The 21,891-nt window shown below is 57.5% G+C and carries 26 protein-coding genes; 4 read left to right on the forward strand and 22 right to left on the reverse strand.

Features of this window, described 5'->3' with window-relative positions; genetic code table 11:
• Positions 1-66: 66 nt before the first annotated feature.
• Positions 67-1,650, reverse strand: coding sequence for an ATP-binding response regulator (locus AC1MDT_RS12135; RefSeq protein WP_480422230.1), 1,584 nt, complete (start codon positions 1,648-1,650; stop codon positions 67-69).
• Between the two features lie 7 nt (positions 1,651-1,657).
• Positions 1,658-2,830 (reverse strand): response regulator, encoded by a 1,173-nt coding sequence (locus AC1MDT_RS12140; RefSeq protein WP_480422231.1) that lies wholly within the window; start codon positions 2,828-2,830, stop codon positions 1,658-1,660.
• A gap of 1,408 nt (positions 2,831-4,238) precedes the next feature.
• On the opposite strand from AC1MDT_RS12140, the gene AC1MDT_RS12145 reads away from it, so the two are divergent.
• The 4 genes from AC1MDT_RS12145 (at position 4,239) to AC1MDT_RS12160 (ending at position 6,481) form a co-directional block, all read left to right on the forward strand.
• Positions 4,239-5,066 carry a tetratricopeptide repeat protein gene (locus AC1MDT_RS12145; protein WP_480422232.1) on the forward strand — a complete coding sequence of 276 codons (828 nt, stop codon included), beginning with the start codon at positions 4,239-4,241 and terminating at the stop codon, positions 5,064-5,066.
• Positions 5,050-5,457 carry a hypothetical protein gene (locus AC1MDT_RS12150; protein WP_480422233.1) on the forward strand — a complete coding sequence of 136 codons (408 nt, stop codon included), beginning with the start codon at positions 5,050-5,052 and terminating at the stop codon, positions 5,455-5,457. Before AC1MDT_RS12145 ends, AC1MDT_RS12150 begins: the two co-directional genes overlap by 17 nt.
• Before the next feature lie 74 nt (positions 5,458-5,531).
• A complete protein-coding gene (locus AC1MDT_RS12155; RefSeq protein ID WP_480422234.1) occupies positions 5,532-5,741 on the forward strand; it encodes a hypothetical protein in 210 nt (69 codons plus the stop codon).
• Between the two features lie 437 nt (positions 5,742-6,178).
• The gene (locus tag AC1MDT_RS12160) at positions 6,179-6,481 is read left to right on the forward strand and encodes a hypothetical protein (RefSeq protein WP_480422235.1); all 303 of its coding nucleotides are present in this window, start codon (positions 6,179-6,181) and stop codon (positions 6,479-6,481) included.
• Positions 6,482-6,484: 3 nt separating this feature from the next.
• Here AC1MDT_RS12160 and AC1MDT_RS12165 read toward each other — a convergent pair whose 3' ends face one another.
• The 20 genes from AC1MDT_RS12165 to AC1MDT_RS12260 all read right to left on the reverse strand — a co-directional run bounded on the left by AC1MDT_RS12165 (position 6,485) and on the right by AC1MDT_RS12260 (position 21,888).
• On the reverse strand, positions 6,485-6,742 hold the full coding sequence (locus AC1MDT_RS12165; RefSeq protein ID WP_480422236.1) for a hypothetical protein: 258 nt from the start codon (positions 6,740-6,742) through the stop codon (positions 6,485-6,487).
• On the reverse strand, positions 6,739-7,113 hold the full coding sequence (locus tag AC1MDT_RS12170) for a hypothetical protein (protein ID WP_480422237.1): 375 nt from the start codon (positions 7,111-7,113) through the stop codon (positions 6,739-6,741). The genes AC1MDT_RS12165 and AC1MDT_RS12170 overlap by 4 nt, the downstream gene beginning before the upstream one ends.
• Positions 7,110-7,535 (reverse strand): cell wall hydrolase, encoded by a 426-nt coding sequence (locus tag AC1MDT_RS12175; protein WP_480422238.1) that lies wholly within the window; start codon positions 7,533-7,535, stop codon positions 7,110-7,112. The genes AC1MDT_RS12170 and AC1MDT_RS12175 overlap by 4 nt, the downstream gene beginning before the upstream one ends.
• 58 nt (positions 7,536-7,593) lie before the next feature.
• Entirely contained in the window at positions 7,594-8,121 is a 528-nt protein-coding gene (locus AC1MDT_RS12180; RefSeq protein WP_480422239.1) for a tail fiber assembly protein, read from the reverse strand.
• Positions 8,122-8,129: 8 nt separating this feature from the next.
• The gene (locus AC1MDT_RS12185; RefSeq protein WP_480422240.1) at positions 8,130-9,149 is read right to left on the reverse strand and encodes a phage tail protein; all 1,020 of its coding nucleotides are present in this window, start codon (positions 9,147-9,149) and stop codon (positions 8,130-8,132) included.
• Positions 9,150-9,255: 106 nt separating this feature from the next.
• The gene (locus tag AC1MDT_RS12190; protein WP_480422241.1) at positions 9,256-12,471 is read right to left on the reverse strand and encodes a TipJ family phage tail tip protein; all 3,216 of its coding nucleotides are present in this window, start codon (positions 12,469-12,471) and stop codon (positions 9,256-9,258) included.
• Positions 12,468-13,097 (reverse strand): tail assembly protein, encoded by a 630-nt coding sequence (locus AC1MDT_RS12195; RefSeq protein ID WP_480422242.1) that lies wholly within the window; start codon positions 13,095-13,097, stop codon positions 12,468-12,470. The genes AC1MDT_RS12190 and AC1MDT_RS12195 overlap by 4 nt, the downstream gene beginning before the upstream one ends.
• A gap of 54 nt (positions 13,098-13,151) precedes the next feature.
• Complete coding sequence (locus AC1MDT_RS12200; RefSeq protein ID WP_480422243.1) at positions 13,152-13,580, reverse strand: hypothetical protein; 429 nt, start codon at positions 13,578-13,580, stop codon at positions 13,152-13,154.
• 59 nt (positions 13,581-13,639) lie between these two features.
• On the reverse strand, positions 13,640-14,347 hold the full coding sequence (locus AC1MDT_RS12205; RefSeq protein WP_480422244.1) for a C40 family peptidase: 708 nt from the start codon (positions 14,345-14,347) through the stop codon (positions 13,640-13,642).
• Positions 14,348-14,349: 2 nt separating this feature from the next.
• A complete protein-coding gene (locus AC1MDT_RS12210; RefSeq protein WP_480422245.1) occupies positions 14,350-15,573 on the reverse strand; it encodes a phage minor tail protein L in 1,224 nt (407 codons plus the stop codon).
• On the reverse strand, positions 15,570-15,899 hold the full coding sequence (locus AC1MDT_RS12215) for a phage tail protein (protein WP_480422246.1): 330 nt from the start codon (positions 15,897-15,899) through the stop codon (positions 15,570-15,572). Before AC1MDT_RS12215 ends, AC1MDT_RS12210 begins: the two co-directional genes overlap by 4 nt.
• A gap of 9 nt (positions 15,900-15,908) precedes the next feature.
• Positions 15,909-18,524, reverse strand: a complete 2,616-nt coding sequence (locus AC1MDT_RS12220; RefSeq protein ID WP_480422247.1) for a phage tail tape measure protein — start codon at positions 18,522-18,524, stop codon at positions 15,909-15,911.
• Between the two features lie 195 nt (positions 18,525-18,719).
• Positions 18,720-18,998, reverse strand: coding sequence for a phage tail assembly protein T (locus AC1MDT_RS12225; protein ID WP_480422248.1), 279 nt, complete (start codon positions 18,996-18,998; stop codon positions 18,720-18,722).
• Positions 18,999-19,027: 29 nt separating this feature from the next.
• Complete coding sequence (locus AC1MDT_RS12230; RefSeq protein ID WP_480422249.1) at positions 19,028-19,387, reverse strand: phage tail assembly chaperone family protein, TAC; 360 nt, start codon at positions 19,385-19,387, stop codon at positions 19,028-19,030.
• 9 nt (positions 19,388-19,396) lie between these two features.
• Positions 19,397-20,137, reverse strand: a complete 741-nt coding sequence (locus AC1MDT_RS12235; protein ID WP_480422250.1) for a phage tail tube protein — start codon at positions 20,135-20,137, stop codon at positions 19,397-19,399.
• Positions 20,138-20,223: 86 nt separating this feature from the next.
• Positions 20,224-20,589, reverse strand: a complete 366-nt coding sequence (locus AC1MDT_RS12240) for a DUF3168 domain-containing protein (protein WP_480422251.1) — start codon at positions 20,587-20,589, stop codon at positions 20,224-20,226.
• A complete protein-coding gene (locus tag AC1MDT_RS12245; protein WP_480422252.1) occupies positions 20,589-21,032 on the reverse strand; it encodes an HK97-gp10 family putative phage morphogenesis protein in 444 nt (147 codons plus the stop codon). Before AC1MDT_RS12245 ends, AC1MDT_RS12240 begins: the two co-directional genes overlap by 1 nt.
• Complete coding sequence (locus AC1MDT_RS12250; RefSeq protein WP_480422253.1) at positions 21,025-21,360, reverse strand: phage head closure protein; 336 nt, start codon at positions 21,358-21,360, stop codon at positions 21,025-21,027. The genes AC1MDT_RS12245 and AC1MDT_RS12250 overlap by 8 nt, the downstream gene beginning before the upstream one ends.
• 2 nt (positions 21,361-21,362) lie before the next feature.
• The gene (locus AC1MDT_RS12255) at positions 21,363-21,692 is read right to left on the reverse strand and encodes a head-tail connector protein (protein WP_480422254.1); all 330 of its coding nucleotides are present in this window, start codon (positions 21,690-21,692) and stop codon (positions 21,363-21,365) included.
• 1 nt (position 21,693) lies between these two features.
• Positions 21,694-21,888 (reverse strand): hypothetical protein, encoded by a 195-nt coding sequence (locus AC1MDT_RS12260; protein ID WP_480422255.1) that lies wholly within the window; start codon positions 21,886-21,888, stop codon positions 21,694-21,696.
• Positions 21,889-21,891 lie beyond the last annotated feature (3 nt).

A 21,891-nucleotide genomic window follows, 5' to 3' on the forward strand; every position in this document is an offset into this window, starting at 1 on the left:
GGTGGCAGATATCCCAGGATCGGCGAATGAATTGGCCCAGCACTGGCTGGCCATCAGGTTCAGCGCTTAGCGTGGTAGAGCGACACTGACGACCGTGCGATTGTCATCATCGAAGGTTTCCAAACTAATGGTTCCGCCTTGCGCTTCGATCAGCAGCTTGGCCGAATAGGTTCCCAGTCCACTACCGCCGCGCTTGCTGGTGGCCCCCTTGGTGAACAGCAAATCGCGCATGCCCAGTGGCACCGTGCCCTTGTTCTCGATCGTTACCACCAACGGGCTGCGATCATGTAGCTTCACGTCGACCCTGCTGCCACTCGGCGCTGCCTCGCAGGCATTTTTTATCAGGTTGTGTAAGGCGGAAAGACACAGCTTGGGGTCACCCTGGGCCATCGGCTGCTCGGTGCCCGGCCCGGTATCCGTATCGACTGACAGCGCGACGTTCCTGGAGGCGAAGGTAGCGCGAGCCAGGTCGGCGACTTGATGCAACAGATCGCCCAGCGGCACCGGTTGCGGTTGTGGCTGGTAACGACCGGTTTCGATCTTGAACATTTCGGCCGAAAGATCGATGGTGCCGAGGACTTGCGCAACGGTGTCTTCGATCAGGGTCAACTTTTCTTTTTGCGAGTTGGTCAGCAACTGGCCGTCGAGCATTTGGCGCGTCAGGCCGATAACGCCTGCCAGCGGCCCTTTGATGTCATGCCGAAGCATGCGGTCGATGTCTTCACGCAGGCGTGCGGCGCTCAACATGTCGTCGTAATGGGCCTGGCGCTGCTTGTGCAGTTCGATGTAACGCATGAAATTGCGCACCCGCAACTGCAGTTCGTTCGGGTCAATCGGCTTGCGGACGAAATCCATCGCGCCCAAATCGAGGCCGCGATGCCGGGACTTCAGGTCGTCAAGTGCGGTGACAAATATGATGGGGATCGTTTCACTGGTCGGATGCTCGCGCATACGTTGCGCCACCTCGAAGCCGTCCATGTCCGGCATCATCACGTCCAGCAGGACCAGGTCCGGCGGATCGTCCGAGGTGCAGATCGTCAAAGCCTTTTGACCGTTGTGGGCAATGCGCACCCGGTACTGATCGTCGAACAGCCCCGACATCAAGCGCAGGTTGTCCGGCGTGTCGTCCACCACCAGAATAGTGGGCTGCCTTGCACTACCGGTTGGGCGCTTGAGCGGTGCGGGAGATACAACTGGCGCAACTGCCTGTACTGCATCCGGCGTCGGCGCATTTGCCGACTCGCCAAGGCGCCGCGCACGCAATAAGGCCCTGATGATTTTTTCGCGCAATTTTTGCGGACTGTAAGGCTTGAGCAGCAGTTCGGAAACGCCGGCGGCGATAGCCTGTTCAACCTGCTCGCGGTCGGATTCCCCCGTCACCATGATAAGCGGCAGGTGCGCGAGTTTTGCGTCACCGCGCACGGCCTGTAGCAAATCCAGTCCGGTCATGACCGGCATGTTCCAATCCGACAGCACCAGATCCAGGCGCAGGCCTTTCAAGCGCCGGTTGCGTATATAGTCCAGCGCCTCCTTGCCGTTGTTGACCGTATCAACGTTAGTCACGCCGAACGTACGCAATTGGCCGACGTTAGCCAGGCGCATAACCGCCATGTCATCGACCACCAGGACGTGCATGTCTTTGAGTTCCATTTTGCGCCTATTTGGTATTCGTCGAGTGTGAGAGGAAGGGTTGGAGTCGTATGCGCTCCCGTTGCAGATCGTCGTCGGTGTCGGCATAGCGCTCGGCAATGGCACAACACGTATCCTGAATGTCGACAAAGGCCTCTAACATGTCAGGATCGAAATGGGTGCCGTGGCCTTCCTGTAGTTGCGCCATCGCTTGCTCGTGCGTCATTGCTGGCGTGTAAAGGTCACGACGACTGATCAGTCCGTCGTAGGCATCCGCCACCGCCATCAGCCGTGCGGATACCGGAATGGCGTCGCCTTGCAGACCGTCCGGGTACCCGCTGCCGTCCCATTTTTCTTGATGCGAGTAGGCGATTTCCTTGGCGAGTTGCAGAAACGGTACGGTCGCCCCAAGCCGGCGTTCGGCTTGTTCGATCGCATCCCGGCCGAGCGTGGTATGCGTTTTCATCACCTCGAATTCATCCGGGGAGAGTCGATCCGCATTGAGCAGAATGTGGTCCGGGAGACCGACCTTGCCGATGTCGTGCAGCGGTGCGGACTTATATAATTGCTCGATGTTTTGCGTGTTGAGTACGGCGGCGAAGCGCGGATGGGTTTGCAGCTTCTCGGCCAATGCCTTGACGTAGAGCTGGGTGCGCAGGATATGGTTCGCGGTTTCGTTGTCGCGGGTTCCCGCCAGCGAGGTCACCACAAGAATGGCGACATCCTGGACGACCTGCATCTCTGCGGTGCGGTTCGCCACTTCCTGCTCCAGGAAGTCGTTTTGCTCGCGCAGAAAGTCGGCTGCAGCCTTCAGGGTCAGGTGGGTCTCAAGGCGCGCCAGCAGGATCGGCGGACTGATAGGTTTGGTGATGTAATCGACCGCCCCCAATTCAAATCCAATTTGCTCACTGCCCGTATCGGTTTTCGCCGTGAGAAAGATCACCGGGATAGAGCAACTTCGCGGATCGGCCTTGAGTTGTCGACAGACGTCATAGCCGTCCATGCCCGGCATCATGATATCGAGCAAGATCAGGTCAGGCGGGGCGCTCGACTGCGCGATGGCAATGGCACGAGCACCGTTTGATGCGACCCTGACGGTATAGGCGTGTTCCAACACGTCATTCATGAGTCTGAGATTCAGCGGCGCATCGTCCACCACCAGCACAACAGCCTTGGCAGTAACATCGAGATTATTGCTCATGACCACTCTTGGTTCGAATCGGTGCGCTAGTTGGCGGAAGGAAGGTCATGGTGAGTAGCCCCTGACAGCGTTGACATATGCGGGGAGCATCACGACAAGCGATTTGATCGATGAAACAAAATCTGAATGCCGCAGTCGCAAAAGCGCTCAAACGACTGCAAGACCCAAGCGATGTGATCCCACCACCCCGAAGCGGAATGTGGTCAAAGCCCCACTGGACGATCACGCGCGTCAGCGCACAACAATTTTCGCCATGCACAGTCGATCCGCGGGCATTTATATCGAGGTTCTCACTCGCACGCTTCTCATTGAACGACAGCAGATTTTCATTTCATGACAGCCGATCCAAGTCCGGGATCAGTAGATTCACTAAATGAGGCACCGCTGCGGTAAGGAATTGTCCACTCACCGCTGCCTCGTTTAACTCCGAAGCCTCACTCACGGCGAAAAGCCCCAACCCGACGATCAATAGACAGAAGAAGCCGAAGCACAGCGCCGAACGAGTAGCGAGGTGAGCACCCAGCCGATCAGGATCGGTATCAAAGATGACGTCGCTGCGGGAAGGCACGTTCTGGCTGCAGCGGCGATGCGGTCGCTCAGTCCCTGCTGCAACCAAATGCCCGGCATCGACTGCCGTAGTCCTTGGTAGCCGCCTTGCAGATAACTGACGCGATGGAAGTACCGATCCATCTCCTCTGAATTATCCTGAGAGAGGTGGAATGTGGCGTTTGCAGAGATGTGCACCTTGCGAGTGGCTGCAAAAAAATCGGTTATCCCCACTTTCTCTACGGGACCCTATTAGCAGCAACCACCAAGAACTACTTATGTTTGCGCTCTCGAAAACAGTGATTAGCCTGCTCGATGAACTCCCGGAGAAGCACCAGCTGACACGACCTCAAGTCCTAGAGCTCCTGATAACGATGGGAGTCTGAGCGAGGCATGATAGAAAGGCAGTATCAGCAACCGATTCGCGTGGACCGGCACTGACCATCTTGAGGAGAAAAACGGGATGATCCCCCGCAAAAGTCCCTACGCGTAAAAAAGCCGAACTGGCTAGAGTTCGGCTAAGTTACTGATAAATATGGTCGGGACGGAGTGATTCGAACACTCGACCCCTAGCACCCCATGCTGGGGCCTGTAGCGACCTAACCCGTTGTTTTAAAAAGAATATAAACCATTTTCAGGTTGCCAAAACACCCGCTTTTTTGTGTTTATGCAAACGGTAAACCGTGGCCTGGCGCGGAGGTTTTGCGCACAACATGCCACTGACACAGAGGCCCGGCTAGGACAGCAGGGATGCTTGGCCGTCGGTTGCGCCAACTTTAAGAGCGCGCTACCGTTCGTTTCTATATACTTCAATGCATTCTGTACCCCAGCATCACACCAAAATTAAAGCCAGGAGCGGCTGATGGCGGTAGCAAAGACAATCTGCGACACGGTGTTGGAAGAGCTCAACGTATTTTCCCTGTCGAGCACCCAGCCCGATCCATTCACAGCCAGTCGACTACGCCGAGAAATTGGAAAGCTTGAGAAGGTTGATTCGATGGCTGCATTGCTTTGCAATGGGATCCTCTACACCATCGAGAAAAATGCTCAAAAAGCTATCGAAACTTTTGAGCAGATTCTCGCTTACGCTCCAAACGACGCAAATATGCACCACAATTACGGCCATTCACTTGCAAAGTTTCGAATGACCAATGCAGCTCATCAACATTACCTTATAGCCGCTGATTATGGCGATGAGTGCACTAGCGTTATGATTGATTTGGCCGAAACGGCGCAAATGATTTTCCGTCCTAGCGATTTCACTAACGCACTGGATAGAAACTCACAAAAAGTTGATCTTGAGTTTCTGAACAAAAACGTTGACGTCATTAGAACCCTTAAACTCTCTGAACTATTTATTGAGCTAGGGATAGCAGATGATGACGCCAACAAGTTACATCGTACCGCAGAAAGTATCTTTATAGAAAACGATCTACTTATTAAGTCCGGATACTTTAAGCGCACTGGCATGTATGGAGGCTCGCAGCTTACCTTTTATGCTGAAATATCGGGGGAAAGTGATTTTATCTCAGAAATGAACTTGACTTTCTGTGATAGAGTCATTGACGTCGATGCGGGTCACGTATTGAGGGACATTGCTTTTATATTTGTACCTTATACAGGCCAAGACGAACAAGATTCGGAAATATCTGTAGTGAAAAAGGACTACGCACATGCCAATAACCAGTAGTTGTTTTTTGGAATGGTCGGATGTACTACTTAACAATACGGAACTTGGCGAAACCGAGCACCGCATAATAATCAGTCGATCCTACTACAGTGCGTTTCACGAAGTTCTATTCCTGGCTGACGAGACTCTGTCTCTTGGCGTTGCGAATATGAAAGGTGGTACGCATATAAATCTGTCAGACACTCTTAGCCGTTTCATTTGCGACGATAAAGACAAGCAGAAAACCATTCGTAGGATAGGTGCTCGGATGCACGCCCTACATGCAATGAGAGTTCGCTCCGATTACTTCTTCCATTTGCATGTGACTGCTGCCGAAGCTGAGGCGCAAGTCAAAAATGTCAAAGACGTTTTCAAAGTAATCGAAACCGAACTCCAACAGGACGCTGCATAGAAAGCGTCATTATCGTTTTAAATGAGATTTGGCGTCCATCTTTCGATCCAGTGAAAACAGCTATTAGGACAGTAATGCCAAACTCAGACCTGCTCCCTTCCCTGCTCTTCAAGATCAACGAAAACCAGCTCGCCCTAGAGGCTGCCATCATGGAGCTTACGCTTTGGGTCGAGCAACGTGGAGCAACCGAGGTCGGTGGCAATGTGCGTGGTGCCTTGGAAACGATCGACAAGAACGAAGAGTTCGTCAAGATGGCGCTCGCGGTACTGCTGACGCCGGAATGACTTTGCGGTGTCAAAGCCTGGATGCCGTATAAAAACTAAACAAGGCCTTTATTATCAAGGCCTTGAGCTACAAACCAGACACCAAAAACACTGTCTTTTGCGACTCTTTTAAACCTAATCAACGTTGGTCCAAACGGTTGCGTTTTGGGGAAGAAATTCCCGTAGTAACTCTCACCTCCGGCGTCCTGCCGACCAAAATCACTCCATCAATGAAGCGTTTCTAAGTCACCGCCAAGAGCCCGCAGCTGATACTGGTGAACGGCATCCATCAGCTAATCAGCCCCTAGGCGAAGGCACTCGACTGCCTAGACTGAGGTCAATGAATCACAGGCAAGCCCGGCTATTAGGGCGCGGCCATACATTTTCTCCAGCTCGAAGTTGAAAAAGCGGCCGATTGCCACCATGTTCGAAGCTCGGCCCAACCAAAGGAAAGTAACATGCCCCAAGAGTCCATCAAGAAACAGGTAAATGACGCTGAATATTGGTTTAGCGTCGAGCTGGATGTGGACAAAAGCATCAACGACAAAGTGAAGATTGCAATCTGCCGGGAAATCACGAAGCGGGCTCAGAGCACTCGCCCAGAGCCAGTATTTACGGCTCTGCTGGCGCTGGCGTTGGCAGGAAAAGTTACCAGCCCGCTGTCCTTCACGGAGGATGATATCGAGAATGCACTGTGGTTGGTCAGAGACCTGCGGCTAGGATTTGACGACGCTGCTCCGATCACTAAGCTCTTAAACTAGCGATCATTTACACGCGCTGACCGCGGCCGCCAGCTGTTTTTCGTAACCTATTCGCTGCCGACGCTCCGCCAATAACGCCCGCACCTTCACCTCCAGCGGATCGGCCCTCTTCAGGCTGGCCGCTGCCCAAGGCGGCACCGCCACCTCCTGAGTCTTGCATGGCACCAGCACCGGCACCTCCATTCGCACACTGCGCACCTCGGGCGCCTTGGTCGTGCACCCTGCCAGCAACGCCACCAACCCCATCAGCAGCAACCTCATAACCCCAACTCCTGATCGATGATTGATGCAACCGCCTGAGCCGGATCGCCGCCGGTCCGCTCCCCCATCAGGCGATTGGCTGCAGCGTAATCTGGCTGGGCCTCTTTCTTGGCCTGGGCCTGCGCCAAAGTTGCTTCTCGCTCCCGCAACTCACCGGCCAACACCAACTCGCCGAGCTTCCTGCCCTGCTCGCCTGCCAGTGCCTCCAGGTTGGAGCGGGCGGCCTTGGCGGTGGATAGTTCATTATTCGCGGTATCGAGTAGCGGCCGATAGTGACCAGCAGCGAACCAAGCACCGCCGCCGACGCCAGCGGCTAACAGCAGGAGCAGCGCGAAACCTATACCGGCGAGCCGCCACGCGGCGGAACTCATGGCACATCCTTAAAGAACACATGGCGCCCGAGCTTCAGCGTCTGTTTGGCCTTTGCCGCCCAGTCCGGAGCCTTCGGCATGGTGGTCGCATAGTAGTGCGTGGCACCGCCGGTGGGATCTGAGATTTTTCCAGCCATCACCTGGTCAGCAGCGATCTGTGCTTGGGCCAGCTCGCGGAACGGGATCGACTTCGCGCCACTCAGGTAGGCGAAGTTCGGATCGTTCTTGTTCCAACAGCTGAACTGGTACGGCTTCTGGCACACACCAGAATAGCCCTCGCCCCACCACGATTTGGTTTTTCCATCATCCACGCGATTGCGAATGGTCCAGGCTACGGCGATCTGGCCGGCAAGACTTTCTCCGCGAGCTTCCCCCCACAAAGTGCGGGCGAGAATGTCTCGATCTTTTTCGGTGACAGGCATACTTTTCTCCAGGCAAAAATAAACCCGCACTTGGCGGGCATTGGAGTTGTGGTCTCGGTTAGGTCAGGGTCGGCCAGTCAATAGTGGTCGGGTAGCCTGACTGCTGGGCGATCTTGCTCAGCGCCAGCTTATAGACCGCATAAGCCTTGAAGGTCGCCATGTCGGCCGCATCCAACAAGCCAGCAATGTAGGCATCTGCCATGCCAGCAGTAGCTTGATTGGCTTCCGCCATCAGCAAATTGCACTGAGCCTGAGCGACCGCAGCGGCATCCAGCAGCCACTCGGTGCCACTCCAGACGTAGTGCGCGCCAGGGCAAGGAATCAACGTGTATCCGCTGGGGATCTCGCCAGGCTCGCGCCACTCATCCGCGGCCCCGGTGGCCGTGCTGTAGACCGTGCCGCGGTGATCGGCAAGCTGTGCAGGCGATCCGTTAACGAGCACCCATACATTGCCCGGATCGGCGGCCGGCAACAGGTCGGCCAACTCAATGGCATTGCTTGGCAACTGACAGCCCAGCCCAGGCACTTCAGGCAGCGATACCGGCCCGAACAAAATGCCCAGCGTATCGAACATATAAATGGACATAAAACACCTCAGATTAGTTTGAGTCGGCCAGGGTAGGCCATACCGCGAGGACGGGCATCAGAGCCGCCAGTTAGCCCTGTATTGCCATTAGACCAGGCGGCCACTGTAGTGGACCCGCCGCCAGTTGCTGTAGTGAAGAAGGTCGCAGAGCCATACGAGTGGGAGTGCGCCTTGTTATCGGAAGCCTTCCAGCTACCCGCAGCGCGACTCGGATCAACTCCGCGACCCTCATCCAGAACCTGCCAGAACTCGCCGCGCGCTTCAGGGCCGCGGAAGTTTGTCGAGCCATCGCCCGTGGTCCATCCACCCTCCATGCCGGCGCGAGCAGCTTCCGTGGTCAGCATTCCCGACTGCTGGGCGTGGTCCCACAACCACGGCCATTCTGCCCGGAGCCATAGCGCACCGCTTACAGCGCCGTAACCGCCCGGATTAAACACGGTCGTGGTTTCAAGCAGCGGCCGTCCAAGCGGTGTGCTGTCGAAGCGACCGACAGGCCACCAGCCACCCGCCCCATCACTGCGCAAATGCCACCAGTCCCCCGCTCCCATGAGGACTAGGAAGGGGTAGCCCGCGGTATTCAAGTGCGTGTGGAACTTGATTTTGTCGGTCCCTGACGCTTGGACGACAAGGCGGTTACCGGTGTTATCAACGCGGCGAACAATGAAGTCAGTCACGCCTAGGGCCGCGTTAGACGCCGGTAGCGTAAAGGTCCGGTTTCCGGCGCTGGCGTCAAATAACACCAGTCCGCGCTGGCTGAAGGTCAGCGTGGCATTCGCGGTAAGCGGGGTGCCGTTGATGAGGTTGCCAGTTGCCTGGCGCACTCGCAGCGCTGTCATTGGCAGGACGTTGTCGGTGCCTGCTTCCGCTTGCGCCTGGGTCGCGATAGTGAGCCCCAGGTCAGCCAAGGTAGCCGCTGCTGAGTCAAGCGGCCCACGGTCGATCCATAACGTGTTGGCGATGTTTCGCTGCCATAGTCGGTTAGTGCCAGTATCCGCCCACTCCTGGCACGGGTATGTGGGGTTTGGCATTGCTGGCCCACTACTCAGCGATACGAGCGCCTTCAATGCGGCGTTCATGTCCGCTCGAAACGTCAATCCGGGGCCGTTTGCAATTTCCATATCATGTTGCGACATATCAGTATCCTTTTGCGATGTAGTCAATCGAGCGGCCCGACTGGGCTACTCCGCTGGCATTGCGGATGAACACAGTGAATCCGGCTGCGCTCTTGCCTGAAACGTCGAGCCAGTCACCAGGCGACAACCCTTGCGCCGTCAGGCTGATAGCTGGAGGCGCGGCAAACGGTGGTGAATAGCTGATAATCAGGCCCCCAGCAGGCACGGCAAGGTCATTGCCGCTATCAATGCGATCGGGCATGTCGATAACGACCTCAAGCTTGGAAACGTCGATCCAGTTGGTGGTCTGCGGTACTGACCCGCGCAGCTCAAAATCGAACTGGCGAGCGCGATAGTCGCCAACCACAAAAGGTTTCCATGCCGACCACACTGCTGGGGAAACGTCTGATGTACGCACCCACAGCGACAGCGATGCGCCGTTTGGCGGGTCGCCATCGATGCTGATCAGCGAATCAAAATCCAGTACCGGATCGATGTAGGTGCCGTCGTCGTAGATCGCAGCCTCTACATCAGCGGTCAGTCGGCAGTCATAGACGTGGCCAAGGTCAGCCGGTGCCGCAAAACGATAGGACGCGGACAGCAGCGAGCCGCCGAATTTATCGACTTCCGAGATCAGCGCATCGATATCCGTCATGTCGTCCAGAAGTCCGGCGCCAGAGAGTTTAAGGAGCCCGCTGGTGGCTACTGCATTGACTGCTACCCCCGTGAAATCAGGCGACTCGGTGATGGTCAGCATCACGTTGGCCGGTAGAGGCACCTGAGCATCTGACCAGACCTCGGTGATAGGACCGCCAATGCCCGACGAATCGACTGCTCTTGCCAGGTACTTGCCCGGCAGCAATGCAACTACTGACGACGTAGAGCGCCCCGCCACCTCGATTAGGGGCAAAGCAGCGTCCCAGGTAGCAGCGGTGTTGCGCGCATGACGAACTTCGATGCTGCCGCCAAGCTTCACGTCCAGCTCTGGAACGGGATCCCACGCCAGCGTTGCTACGCTACTGATGACGTCCAACCTCAGCCCAGCCAGAGCCGATGGCGGCGCCAGCAGTGCCTGAGCGGTATAGGTTTGAATGGAAGCCGGACCGGAAAGGCCAAGGGCCGATTTCGGCGTAACGCGAACCGACCACAGGCCCGATGATGCAGAGTCGAAGTCGATACTGGGCGTCGAGACCTCCCCGACATACTCCCAGTTTCCTCCCGGCCTCATTACCTCGATCTGATAGCGCATCGCCCGCGCCGGCTGGGTCCAGCTGACCGACAGTCGTGCGGCAGCCAGACCAGTACCGGTGTCATAGAGCGACTCGAAGAATGTCAGCTGACCAACTGGATCAGGCTTGGCCAGGTTAACGATACTGGTCGGGTTGTCGACGTCCGGCGTGCCGTACTCGACCTCATTGAACTTGTCCGGGTCGAACGCTACGGCGCTGATCGCATACGTTCCGTCGTCGCCCTCGCTGATGCTGACGACGCGAAACTTCTGCGTATCCAGCGCCGCTGTTGAGAACACCCATGGAGCAGAGGCCAGAGGTGCAGAGGCCAGCGGTGGCGATACTTTGATCTGTGTCGCGCCGACCGACACCGTGACATTCGCACTGGCATAACTGCCATCACGCATGACCACGCCAACAACGCCCGCACCCGCCATACCGATAGGAGCATCCAACAGCAGGGTTGAAGCCGTGCTCCCTGCCAGCAGTCGCCCGCCATTACGTGCACCGGCCCGATTGGCATCAGCGACGTCGATGATGTCGCCCGGAAGCGGAATTGCGCCGTCCGCACCTACGGCAAACGTTACGGCCTCAGACTCAGCGTACAGCAGCCAGCGCCCCAGGCGTCGCGCCTGACCACGCGAGCTGCAACCGATGGCAACAACGTCGCTCTGCTGGATACGCCCCCACTTCACGATGAGCTCGGGGCGCTCGACCACTTCGACCGTCTGCTTATATTGCTGGTTTGGGTCGTTCCAGGTGACGGCGGCGACGTTAAATCGCTGGTCGGAGGAAACGGACTGGTAGCTGAAGTCGCCACCGACTACGTTGGCGTTATTGAACAGGTATCGGCTGGAGCGCGGCGCGTCCTGCACCGCTGTTAGCGTGCCGCCTGCCCAAAAGCAAATAGCGCGGAACACGGAAACCATGTCGTTTACCAACTTCCAGGCGTCCTGCTGAGTGGTCAGCGCGAGGTTGCAGGTAAAGCGCGGCTCCCAGCCGCCGTATCCATTCGGAACCATCGCGTCGCAATACTGAGCGATGTTGTACAGCGACCACTTATCGACCAGCGCCGTGTCGAGCAATCCACCCAACCCATAGCGGGTATTGGTCAGCATGTCGTACCAGACCCAGGCCGGATTATCAGACCATGCGCGCTTAAACGAGCCATTCCATGAGCCGCTGTACGTGCGCGTTGCAGGGTTGTAGTTGCTTGGAACTAGAACCTTTAGGCCGCGCACCATGAACGCCATGCGCGGAATACTGGAGAACTGCTGCGCATCGATACTGACGCCACACAGCGCGGTATTCGGATAGCGCAGCTTCTCATCCCACAGCAGGGTCATGCTGTCGAAGAAGGTGCGATTTTGGATCGCCGCGCTGGGCGAATCGCCAGACAGTCGAGTGAGCCGGACATAACGCGGTAGGCCGCCGGATGCAGGAAGGCGCAGGTAGTAGGAAAACTGCGTGCGAGACATCGTCTTGCCACTAATCCAAATGTCGGTGCACAGCAGATACCATCCGCCCGATCCTAGCTTGCCCTCAACGCGGAACACGGCGGAAGAACCATTGGTGTCGCCGGTCGACGTGTTCTGCTCAGTCAGCTGCGGCACGCTGACCGTCAGCCGCACCGCATCAGCGTCTGTATCGGTGATGGCGCGCTCGATGGCGACCCATGCCTTCAGCTCGACACCAACCGACTGCTCAGCCTCAAGTCCGGTGATCGGCATATAGCCCTGCCACTGGGTACCGGTGCGCGTATCGATGCTAACGCTGGAAAAGTTGTAGCTGCTATCGGAGTTCTGCAGTGGAACATCGTCGAAGAAAATCCCTTGGTTGCCGCCGACGATGCCATCAATCTCCCCCTCGCAGATTGCATGCAGTACCCGCACATGCTGACGCGAGCGCAGGCTATCCGGCGCCTCTACGGCGGCACGTACGGAGCTGCCGCCGCTACTGCTTCCGCCGCCCTTCCCGCCCCCCTTACTACCGATAATTACTTCGCTCATACCGGTAGAGCCTCCGACCAGGTGCCGACTGCGATAACGCTGGAGCCGACCAGCATCTGGCCGTAAACAACAGGCACAGGGAGCCCCTGCTGCGTCGAGTTGAATGCGCCGTTGAACAGGTAGCTCGGTTTGTTTTCGGTGCTGGCCTGCTCTTGCTGACTTCCTGCCTTCGATGACGGTGTTGGCGTCAGCATCTGGGCGACCCCGCCAAGCGTCATGGCGATGCCGACCTGCATCATTGGCGTACCAATCCACGCCAGGGCGCCGCCGGAGAAGTAGTTGATCGCGGCGCCAACCACGATCAGTGCAACTCCCATTACAGTCTGGAACAAGCCGCTATTCTTACTGCCTGCAATGATGGGAACAATGCGAATTTCCCTCGTACCGCTCAAGGCGAACTCACCCGCCCCGATATTCTCGCGGTTACGGAAGATGGCGAAACGTATGCCCAGGCGCGACAGTCGCATGATCTCATCCGTAAAACCTTCAACGGTGTTCCTTAGCGCGCCGAACACCTCATTGGCGGTGCCACCTTCGAGCAATTTCTCATGCTTTCTGCCAAATTTCTGAGCCAGGCTGCCGGACAGTTTGATGGTGGTAATTGGTTGGTTATTGGGAGCAGACATGCTTTTCTCCGGGCAATAAAAAACCGCCCGGGGGCGGTTTGTAAGCTATCTGAGTTAAAAAGAGCTGGGCCTGATATCCAGCCCTGCCTGTGAGTCGCCGCCGATACGAAATCGCTTGGTCTGGCTATTTGTCAAACTGACTGATTGCTCTTTGAGCATGTCTGTCCAGCTACACATTCCGCCGCCACTTTTGTCGCCCCCCATGCCAACAAGGTGGTCGCCAACAGGAACAAAAAAGCTTACTACCTCGCCAGTATCGATCCTCGCTGCAAGTTGCCCATCAACATGGACAGCCAGGAAGCATCCTCCACCCAAGAAGCCGGTATCGCGTGTTACGAGTATCGTTCCATACGGCACAGTTGGCTTGTTCTGGAGCAATAAAGCACGATCGGCCGGCACTGGCTTTGCTTTTTCCGCTGGGACTGGCGATGTAACGCACCCAGCCAGCGCGATCAACCCCAAAGCCCCAATGAACAGTTTCATGTCACTCCCTCCCTGTATTTTGGCGACTCTAACAGGCCGGATGCGCACAAATACAGAGCCTATCGCTGGTAGCGCATGATATGCGTCGTGCACTCACGGTAGGCGCGGCCGTAGACCTCGCGGCAACTCAGGCGCCCATATAGATGGTGAAGCAGGACATCACCGTCCAGCCAGATCGCGCCATGGCACGGAGTCGGGCTGCCGATCGCCATGACGATTAGATCACCGCGCTCCGGCGTATCGACCGGAACGAAACCGGCCTTGGCGAAGTTGTCGACGTACAGATTCTCGCCGTTGTGCCACCAATCATCCTTGCGGTAGAAATCCATCAGCTCGATGTCGAGTTCCTGTCGGTAGTAGTCGCGAACTAGGGTGTAACAGTCGATCACGCCGTGGACGAAGACCCGGCCTTCGAGCGGCATTTCACCGGCGGGCGGCATTACGTGCCAGGTAGCGGCGCCATCCTGGAGCCCGACAATCCACCAAGCCATGCGGCTGGCCGCGTGACTGGCGATGTCATGCAGGCTCGGCTCGGGACCGGCATCCGGGTGCGAATGCACGACGGCAATGATGTCGCCCAGGTCTTCGGCGGCGGCGTAGTCTTCTGGGTGCAGGATGAAATGGTCGGGCTCTTCGGACTGATTGCGGCACGGCACATACGACGGCTTGCCGCGCACGCTGACGACCAGGCCCACGGCTTCACGCGGGCACTCGGCACGGGCATGCGCTTCGGCGTCAGCCCGGCACTTGCTGAATAGTTCGATCATGGTTAAAGCCTCGGAACGCGGGCGATGCCTGGGAAGCCACCGAAAGGAAGCTCACCATTTTCGCCGAAGCGCAGCTTGCAGCCGATCATGGAACGACTGCACTGATCCTTGCTGATATCGCTGGTCGGCCGGTTGGCATAGTCGGCCACCGGGCCGCCACCATATCCGCACTCCCCCGATCGGTAAGCCCACAGGCAAGTGCCGGCGACCACTTGCCGGCGCGGCAGTTTCACACCCTGCAGGTCGAGCGGCGAGCCGAGTTCGAACTCAATCGCAGCCGGTGTTTCGTTGGCCTTGCGCGTGATGATCCACGTTTCAACCGGATACTCCTCGGCCGGGTTTGCAGATGGGTTCCAGCTGGCACCGGTCTTCTGGTAAGCCAGCAATCCACGCGACCTGGTTACCTGCATGCTTGAGACGTATACGCCGCTAGCCCCATCGCCCGCATATGTTTCACTTCCTGAAGAGTCGCGCGGTATGACTCGGAAATCGAACGAGATTGCCGCGGGGTCTAAAAGGCCAGAGCACCAGATCAGATAAGATCCGCCGCCAAGATCCAGCAGGCCCCGGTCTTGGCTTGCTGCGGCTAGCGTCAGCCCAGTTTGCAGATTCATGTAGTTATCAGCACGGAAGCCAATGTTATCAGCCAGGCGAATACGCACTTGGGGCCGGTTTGCGTCGCGCAGTTTGACCACGGCCGACACGGTGTAATACTCGCCAGGGAAGGCCGTTCCAACTTGTCGAAGTTGGTGAGTGGTGCCCGCCCCTTCGACCAGCTGGCTGACCTGCGATCCATATGGATCAGTCAGCGCTGGCAGCGATGCGGTGACGCCCGACTTCGTCCACACCGCTTGCGTTGCATCTTCCGACCACAACAGATAGTTGCGCTGAGCGAAGTTCACCGAATCCAGGTACTTGACCATTGTGCGGCGGCGCTTGAGCTTCACGCCGAGTAGGTCTTCGTACTGCCTGCACAGCGCCGAAACGTTCCCGCCAAAATTGCCGACCTGAAGTTTTGGCCGGGCCGGCGACCCCTGACTGGGCGTGGCGAACTCCTGAGCCTTGATAGGCCATGGCGTGTAGACGTTCCCCTGCCAGATGACCGACCCCAACAGTTCGTTGGTCCCGGCGTGAAAACGGAGCGTCTGGTCAGGCAGCACCAGCTCGAAGCCTTCCCAGATCGTCAGCCCGGTCGCCAGCGACAGCTGGCCCTGTAGAGCACTCATTCGAATACCTCATCGAAGTTGGCTGCCAGCCCATGCACACCGAAGGAAATATCGGTGCGCTTCCACTCACGGCAAACAAAAACCCCGGCAGATTGGCCGGGGTGGATGTATTTAAAGGCCTCGACGGCCCCTCTGGCGGATAGGAATCCTTCGATGGCGTCGATTTCAACGATCTTGCGTGTGAAGGTAAGTGAAAACTGCCGAGGCTTGCGGTTGATGCCGGATGCCTGTCGTTGCTCGTAGCCGTCACCAAACTTGATGACCTTGGCGTTCGGAGTAACGGTTTTGGCGGCGTCATAGCTGGCCAGCCATGTGAACTCCAGCATGATTCCTCCTTATTTACTAAGTTGCCCGCCATTACGGCGCTCTTGAGCGATTACCTGCCTCGTTACGGTTTCGACGGCTTTTGCCAATTTCGCTGGATCGGGCAGAGCTCCCTCACTGGCGTCCACGTAGAACGTCATGTTGTATTGGGCAACTGTGCCGTTACGTGTTGTTGACTGACTTTGCGCAGACCCGCCATCGCTCGTAGGTCCCGAGCCAGCAGCAAGTCCGACATACCCGCCATCGGCATAGCCACGCTTGTTCAAGCTCACCAGGTAGTCTTTCATCCCCGGCCGATCAACCACATCCTTACGGATGACCACCTCGCCACCGTGGACGATGCCGGCCGGTTCGTGCTTGCCACCGTTGCCGGTATACCCGCCATCATCGAAGCCATAAGCACCGGCGTAGCCAGTGGTGGAGTACCCGCTGGTCGATGCTGCAGAGCCGACGTTCTGGGCGCCACCACCGAAGTAAGAACCTGCAGCAGAAGCAGCCACTCCGAAGATCCCACTCAACGCAGACGAGCTAGCCTGCCGCACCGCGATACGAGCCATGTCAGACAGAACTGATTTGGCGAAATCAGCAAACGACAACTTCCCGGTCATGGCGAAGTTGACGATCGCATCTTCCATCGAGCTGAACGCGTTGGTGAACAGGCTTTTGCTCTGCGCCGCGACGTTGCTGGCACTGTCCATATAGTTTTGATACGCCGAGCTCGCACCCAGCGACCAATCAGACTGCGCTGCATCCAGATCGTCGTAGTACTTGGTTTGCATGGTCATGCGCTGATCAAGTGCAGATTGCAAAGCACTCGTTTCCTGCGAGTACAGGCTGTCGCTGATCTGACCCTTGTTGTGCTGCGACTCCAGACGATCCAGCTGCGACTGGTAGGACTGCTGAATACTCAGCTGCTCTTGCAGGCGCTGCTTTTGTTGATCGCCGAGACCCTGGCCCGCCAGGCTGTTGCTGAGGCCGGTTTGCGCGCTGGAAAGCTGGCTGCTCAAATTCTCCTGGAACGCCAGCAGCTTCTTCGCCTCTTCGGTGGCCTTTTTCCGAAGGTCCACTTCCGTTTCGAGTGTGGCATTTCGTTTGAGTTGCGCGGTTATCAGCGCCTCATTGGACAACAACGACTTTTGATCAGCCGTCAAAACCTGCTTGGTCTTGATGTCGGCGATCTGTTGTTCCCATTTCGCCAGCGCCTGCTGGGACTGGTTCAACTTTTGAGAGGTGGCATCCTGAGCCTGCAGAGCGGCGTTCTGCTCGCGGAGACTGTCGAGCATGCGCATGCCGGCATCTTCGGTGTACGCCTTTTCCTTTGGCGGCTTTGGCGCCTTCGGATCTGCGTACTGCTTGGCTGCCGCGTCGCGTAACTGATTGACCTGCTCCTCGGAATAAAACTTTCCCTTCTGCCGGGCTGACTCAACCTGCTTTTCGATCTCGGCATAGCGGAGCCTCAGCTTTTCAGCATTCGGCGCGGTGTCCTTGAGCGATTGGTTGAGCGCCTCCTGGGAGTCGATGGACTGTTTGTCGAGCACAAGCATCTGCGCCTTGGCTTTCGCCCGGCGTTCGTCTTCTGCCTTCTGAACCAGAATATTCGTGGTGTCTTTGACGTTTTGATCGTAGCGAAAAGGATCCTCAACGGCAGCGTTTCGGCCGTCGCGCGTCATGTCCTGCATCTGCTCGCGCAGGGTCTTCAGCTTTTGATCAAGCGTCGACTCACGACCGATATCGAGGATGGAATCCCACCCCTCCTTCGCGGCCTGTTTCACCAGGTGCCAAGCAGATTCGACCAGGCCAAGGTTGTCGATGATCTTGTCGGCCCGGGATTTCAGTGCCTCAGCGTAGGTCGACTCCGCAAGGTTCGCGGCCGCCTGGCGGTCTCCCTGCTGTTCCAGCGCGGCAATTTGCGCGTAGGTACTGGCGGTGAGGTAACCGAGTTGGTCATTCAGATCTTTTGACGCTTTGGCCGGATCCTTGGCCAGCTTTTCGAAGTCGGCAACAGTGTCAGTGGCTGCCTTGCCGGTGGCTTCCTGCATCCTCAGCGCGGCGACGGCAATGCTGTCGAAGCTTTCGACCGGGATTTTGCCCGAGGCTGCCAGTCGCGCCAGAACTTCAGCGGCAGCACTGACGGTGCCAGTGGTGACGCTAACTGTCCTCGCGAGGCTACCCAGTGAATCGACGGTCGCACCTGACGCCCCACCAGTCAGGATCAACGAGGTGCGAAAAGCGGTCGCCTCATCAGAGCCTTGCTTGTATGCCAGAGCCAGTACCGCGCCCGCCACGGCGGCGACAGTGAACGGATTCACCAGCCCGAGCACATACCCGCCCAAGGCCTTGGCCGCCGGACCAATACCGCCGAACATGTCCTTGAGCTGACCGCCTTGTTGCAGGAATACCGTCAGCGGGCTCTGGCCGGCTTGCAACGAAACAGCGATGTCCGTGAACTGCGCCGGAACGTTACGCAAGTTTGCAGCAAAGGCTTTCGCCGACTGTCCGCCCTTCTGCATGATCGCGTCGGTTTGGGTCAGGGCATTACGCTGCTCTGCCAGCTTGGAGAGATAATCTTTGAAGTCGGCATCATCCAAGCGCCCGGCCGCGCGGTGTGCGCGCAACTGGTCTTCCATTTTGTCCAGACGACCGTAGGCCGCAACCACTGGGTCAATCTGGCCGACCAACTTATCCAGCTGGCCAGCCTGATAGGCAGCTTCCTTGGTCGCTGACTTGAGCGCGCGTTGCGCCCGGTCCATACCTTTTTCGAAGCCGCCGGTGTTCGCTACCAGGTCGACCGTCAGTTGGCCAAGTGAATCAACCGCCATAAATCACCTCTTAACCGACTGCAGCAGCCGCATGATGTCGTCCGCCGTTGCTTCAGCCGGTTCAGGCCTGGGCTCTCGATCGGGTAGGAAGTCGGAAAACTCAGCCGAACCGCCATTGACCCGGTTGAGGATCGTCGCAAGCAAGGCAAAACCCTGCTCTATGCGCTTGCCGAGATTCAGCGAGCCGGTTTGTCTGACGTACGCCATCCACGAAATAGCCTCGGGATACGTGAGGCTGGCCTTCGCTTCAGCTATTGATCGCCCGCCAATGCCGTTGAGCACCAGCTCATGCCAGAACTCATCGGCGGGCTCTATTTTTTTTCTGCGTCATCCTTGCCAACACCGTTCGCTTGCTGAATAGCGGCCAGCAAAACGATGGTCAGCTCAGCTGTGAGCGGGCCATGGCCGGATGCTTCGGAGCCGAGGATGTCCTCAAGCGTGAAGACCGGCTCGCCGGCTTGATTGCAGACACTGGCGGCAATGCGAATCGCCGTGGCTTCCGCGCCTTCACGCTGTTCCTCCCAACGCTTTGTCAGCGTATGGAAAGAGTCCTGGCGGACGTAGATCGTCGCCTCCTGCAGCTTTCCGTCGGCGTGCCAGGCGATGTCTTTCTTTACCGGCGCCGCGACAAAGGCGCCGGCGGCTTTCAGTGCGTTGATACTGAGGTCCATGGGGCTTCCTTACGGGGTGATGACTTTCGGTACCAGAACAGGATCGCCAGACACTTGAATGCCGACGGTCGACTTCACCACGTCGTTCAGCGCGAAACTGAACGGGAAGCTGTTCATGTAGCCCTCGAAGGTGATCCAGGTGCGAGTAGTTGGCAGGTTGAAATCGACTTCGTTATTTACCACTGCTGTTGCCGCTGCACCGGTACCGCCACCACCGGTGAACGCGACAGTTGGAGCGCTGGTGTAGCCGGATCCTGCGTTGGTGATGGTGAGGCCCGTGACCTTGCCAGCGGATACGGTGGCGGTCGCCGTTGCGCCAGTACCGCCGCCGCCGGTGAGGGCCACGGTTGGAGCAGTGGTGTAGCCGGTGCCGGGATTGGTGAGATTCAACGCAGAGAGCCCGCCGATGGCGCTTACGGTTGGCGGAATACCAACTTCCTCGCCCGCACTGTTGATGACTCGACCATCCGAAAGACCAACAGCCCAGACCAAGCTGGTACCGGCGGTCTTCAGTTGATGCAAACGGATGTGGGCAGGATTCTGCGGGTCGATGTTGATGCCGAACGACGCCGAACCTGGCTCAGCCAAACCAGCCTCGTAGGTACGGGCCTTGGAGTTCAGGCAGGTCGTTTCAATCTGCGCGATCGTGGTGTCGATGCCGTCCAGCGAGGTGAAACAGCCGACCTCGAGGATGGTTTTGGTCGCCGGATCGATCGCATACAGATCGGTGCCTTGGGTTTTAATGGTCAATTGATACTCCCCGATTTTCTTGGAAAATCACTGTTGGACGGGCATAAAAAAACCCGCCGAAGCGGGTAGTTCTTTCTGGTTTCCGGCTACAGACTCACCAGCCAGGCAACATCGAAACTCTTGCGATAGTTTTTCGTGGCTGGGTCTCGGCCATCGGCATTGAATCCGGTGACATGGGCCTGTGGTTCGATCGCGCTGCGGATCGCAGCAGCGACTTGCTCGGCCACGGCGCCGGTATCGGCGTACACATCGACCTGCAGCCCGTATCGGTCGGTATCGGGCCGGCCGCTGACGTAGTTGATCGGTGAACCGCTGATGACCTGCCAGACCGCATAGGGCTTGGCCACGCCTTGAGGCGCCTCACCAAATGGATAGATTCGCGTGGGTAATGCGCCGAGTAAGGCGGTCACCGCCGGTGCCGCAGCGCAAACTTTGAAGATTGGTGCAGCCATCAGTTCGCCCCCAACTTGATCAACTGGTATTTGGCCGAGCTGAGGAACTCCTTGAAAACTTCCTCGCGCTTGCTCGCCAATGCACCGCGCATGAAGGGAAAGGCCGCCGAATGCTCAGTGCCAAGCTCGACATACCACCAGTAGAAGGTGTTGCCGCCGCGCTGGCCTGACCTCGACTTCTTCACCCCGACCGAGACGATGGCCGCCCCCAGCTCCTCACCGAGCTTCTTCTGTTCGATCATCGCAATGTTGCTGGAGATTTGGTTTCTGGTTTCCGGGTCGTCGATTCGGTCAGCGCGATCCTTTGCGTCGATCATGACCAATGCCATCGCATCTTTTGCCGCCGGCACCGCCACCTTGGTGCGCATGCCCTGGGACAACTCCCGGAACTTGGCCGACAACTCATCGGCGCCGGTCAGCTTGTAGCTCACCCAGTCAGCCATCGTTCACCTCCGCCGATACCGGGATCACCAGGTAATCCAAGCCAGAGTCGTTATCGGTCATGGGCGCTGTAAAATTCCAGATGCGACCACGGTGAATCCCACGCATGCTCGCAACGACACCGTCCCGATGCCTGATCGTAATTTTTGCCGTGACCACCGACTGTATGGCTTGCGCCGCCAGCAATTCACGGCTGTTCACGAATTCGAATTTGGCAGGAACCTTGACCCAGCGATCTTGCCAGCCTTGAATCATTTCCCCGCTTTCGGGGTCCTGAACCAGCACTGGCTCCTGAATGATGATTCGATGCCGCAGTAGGCCAGCTCGCATAATCAAGCCTCCGGAAGCGCGGCACCGTAGAAGTTTCTGCAGGTGAAAAGCAGGCTTTCAACAGACAGTGGGACCTGCGCCGTAATGGTGCCGGTCACCACTGCTTCGCGATTCGCGAACCAATGCGCGACCAGCATAAGAACTGCCTGGATCATGCGAGCCGGCACCTTATCCGGCGTGTCGATCAACGGGTCATCGCAAGTGAACAAGCAGTAATCCAACGCAGCCTGGCAGTACTGACGAAGCAGCAGGTCGTGATCCTCATGATCGATCTCGCACTGAAGGCGCAACGTTTCAATCTGGACCACGGCCAGCGCATCTATCGCCACCATTTCAGCTCTCCTTTTTCTTCGATTTTGTGGTCGTGGTGGGTACCGTTTCAGATGCCTGCTCATCCTCGACCACTTCTGCCAACTCCATCCCGACCAAAGCTTCGGCGTATTCGTCCTTCACTTCACGAACTTCGAACTGGTCGAAGTTTCCGGCGTGGTAGTGCGAGAACTGCCGCAGTGCGCGAATTTTAATCATCGT

Source organism: Pseudomonas sp. ASL7 (assembly GCF_056680375.1).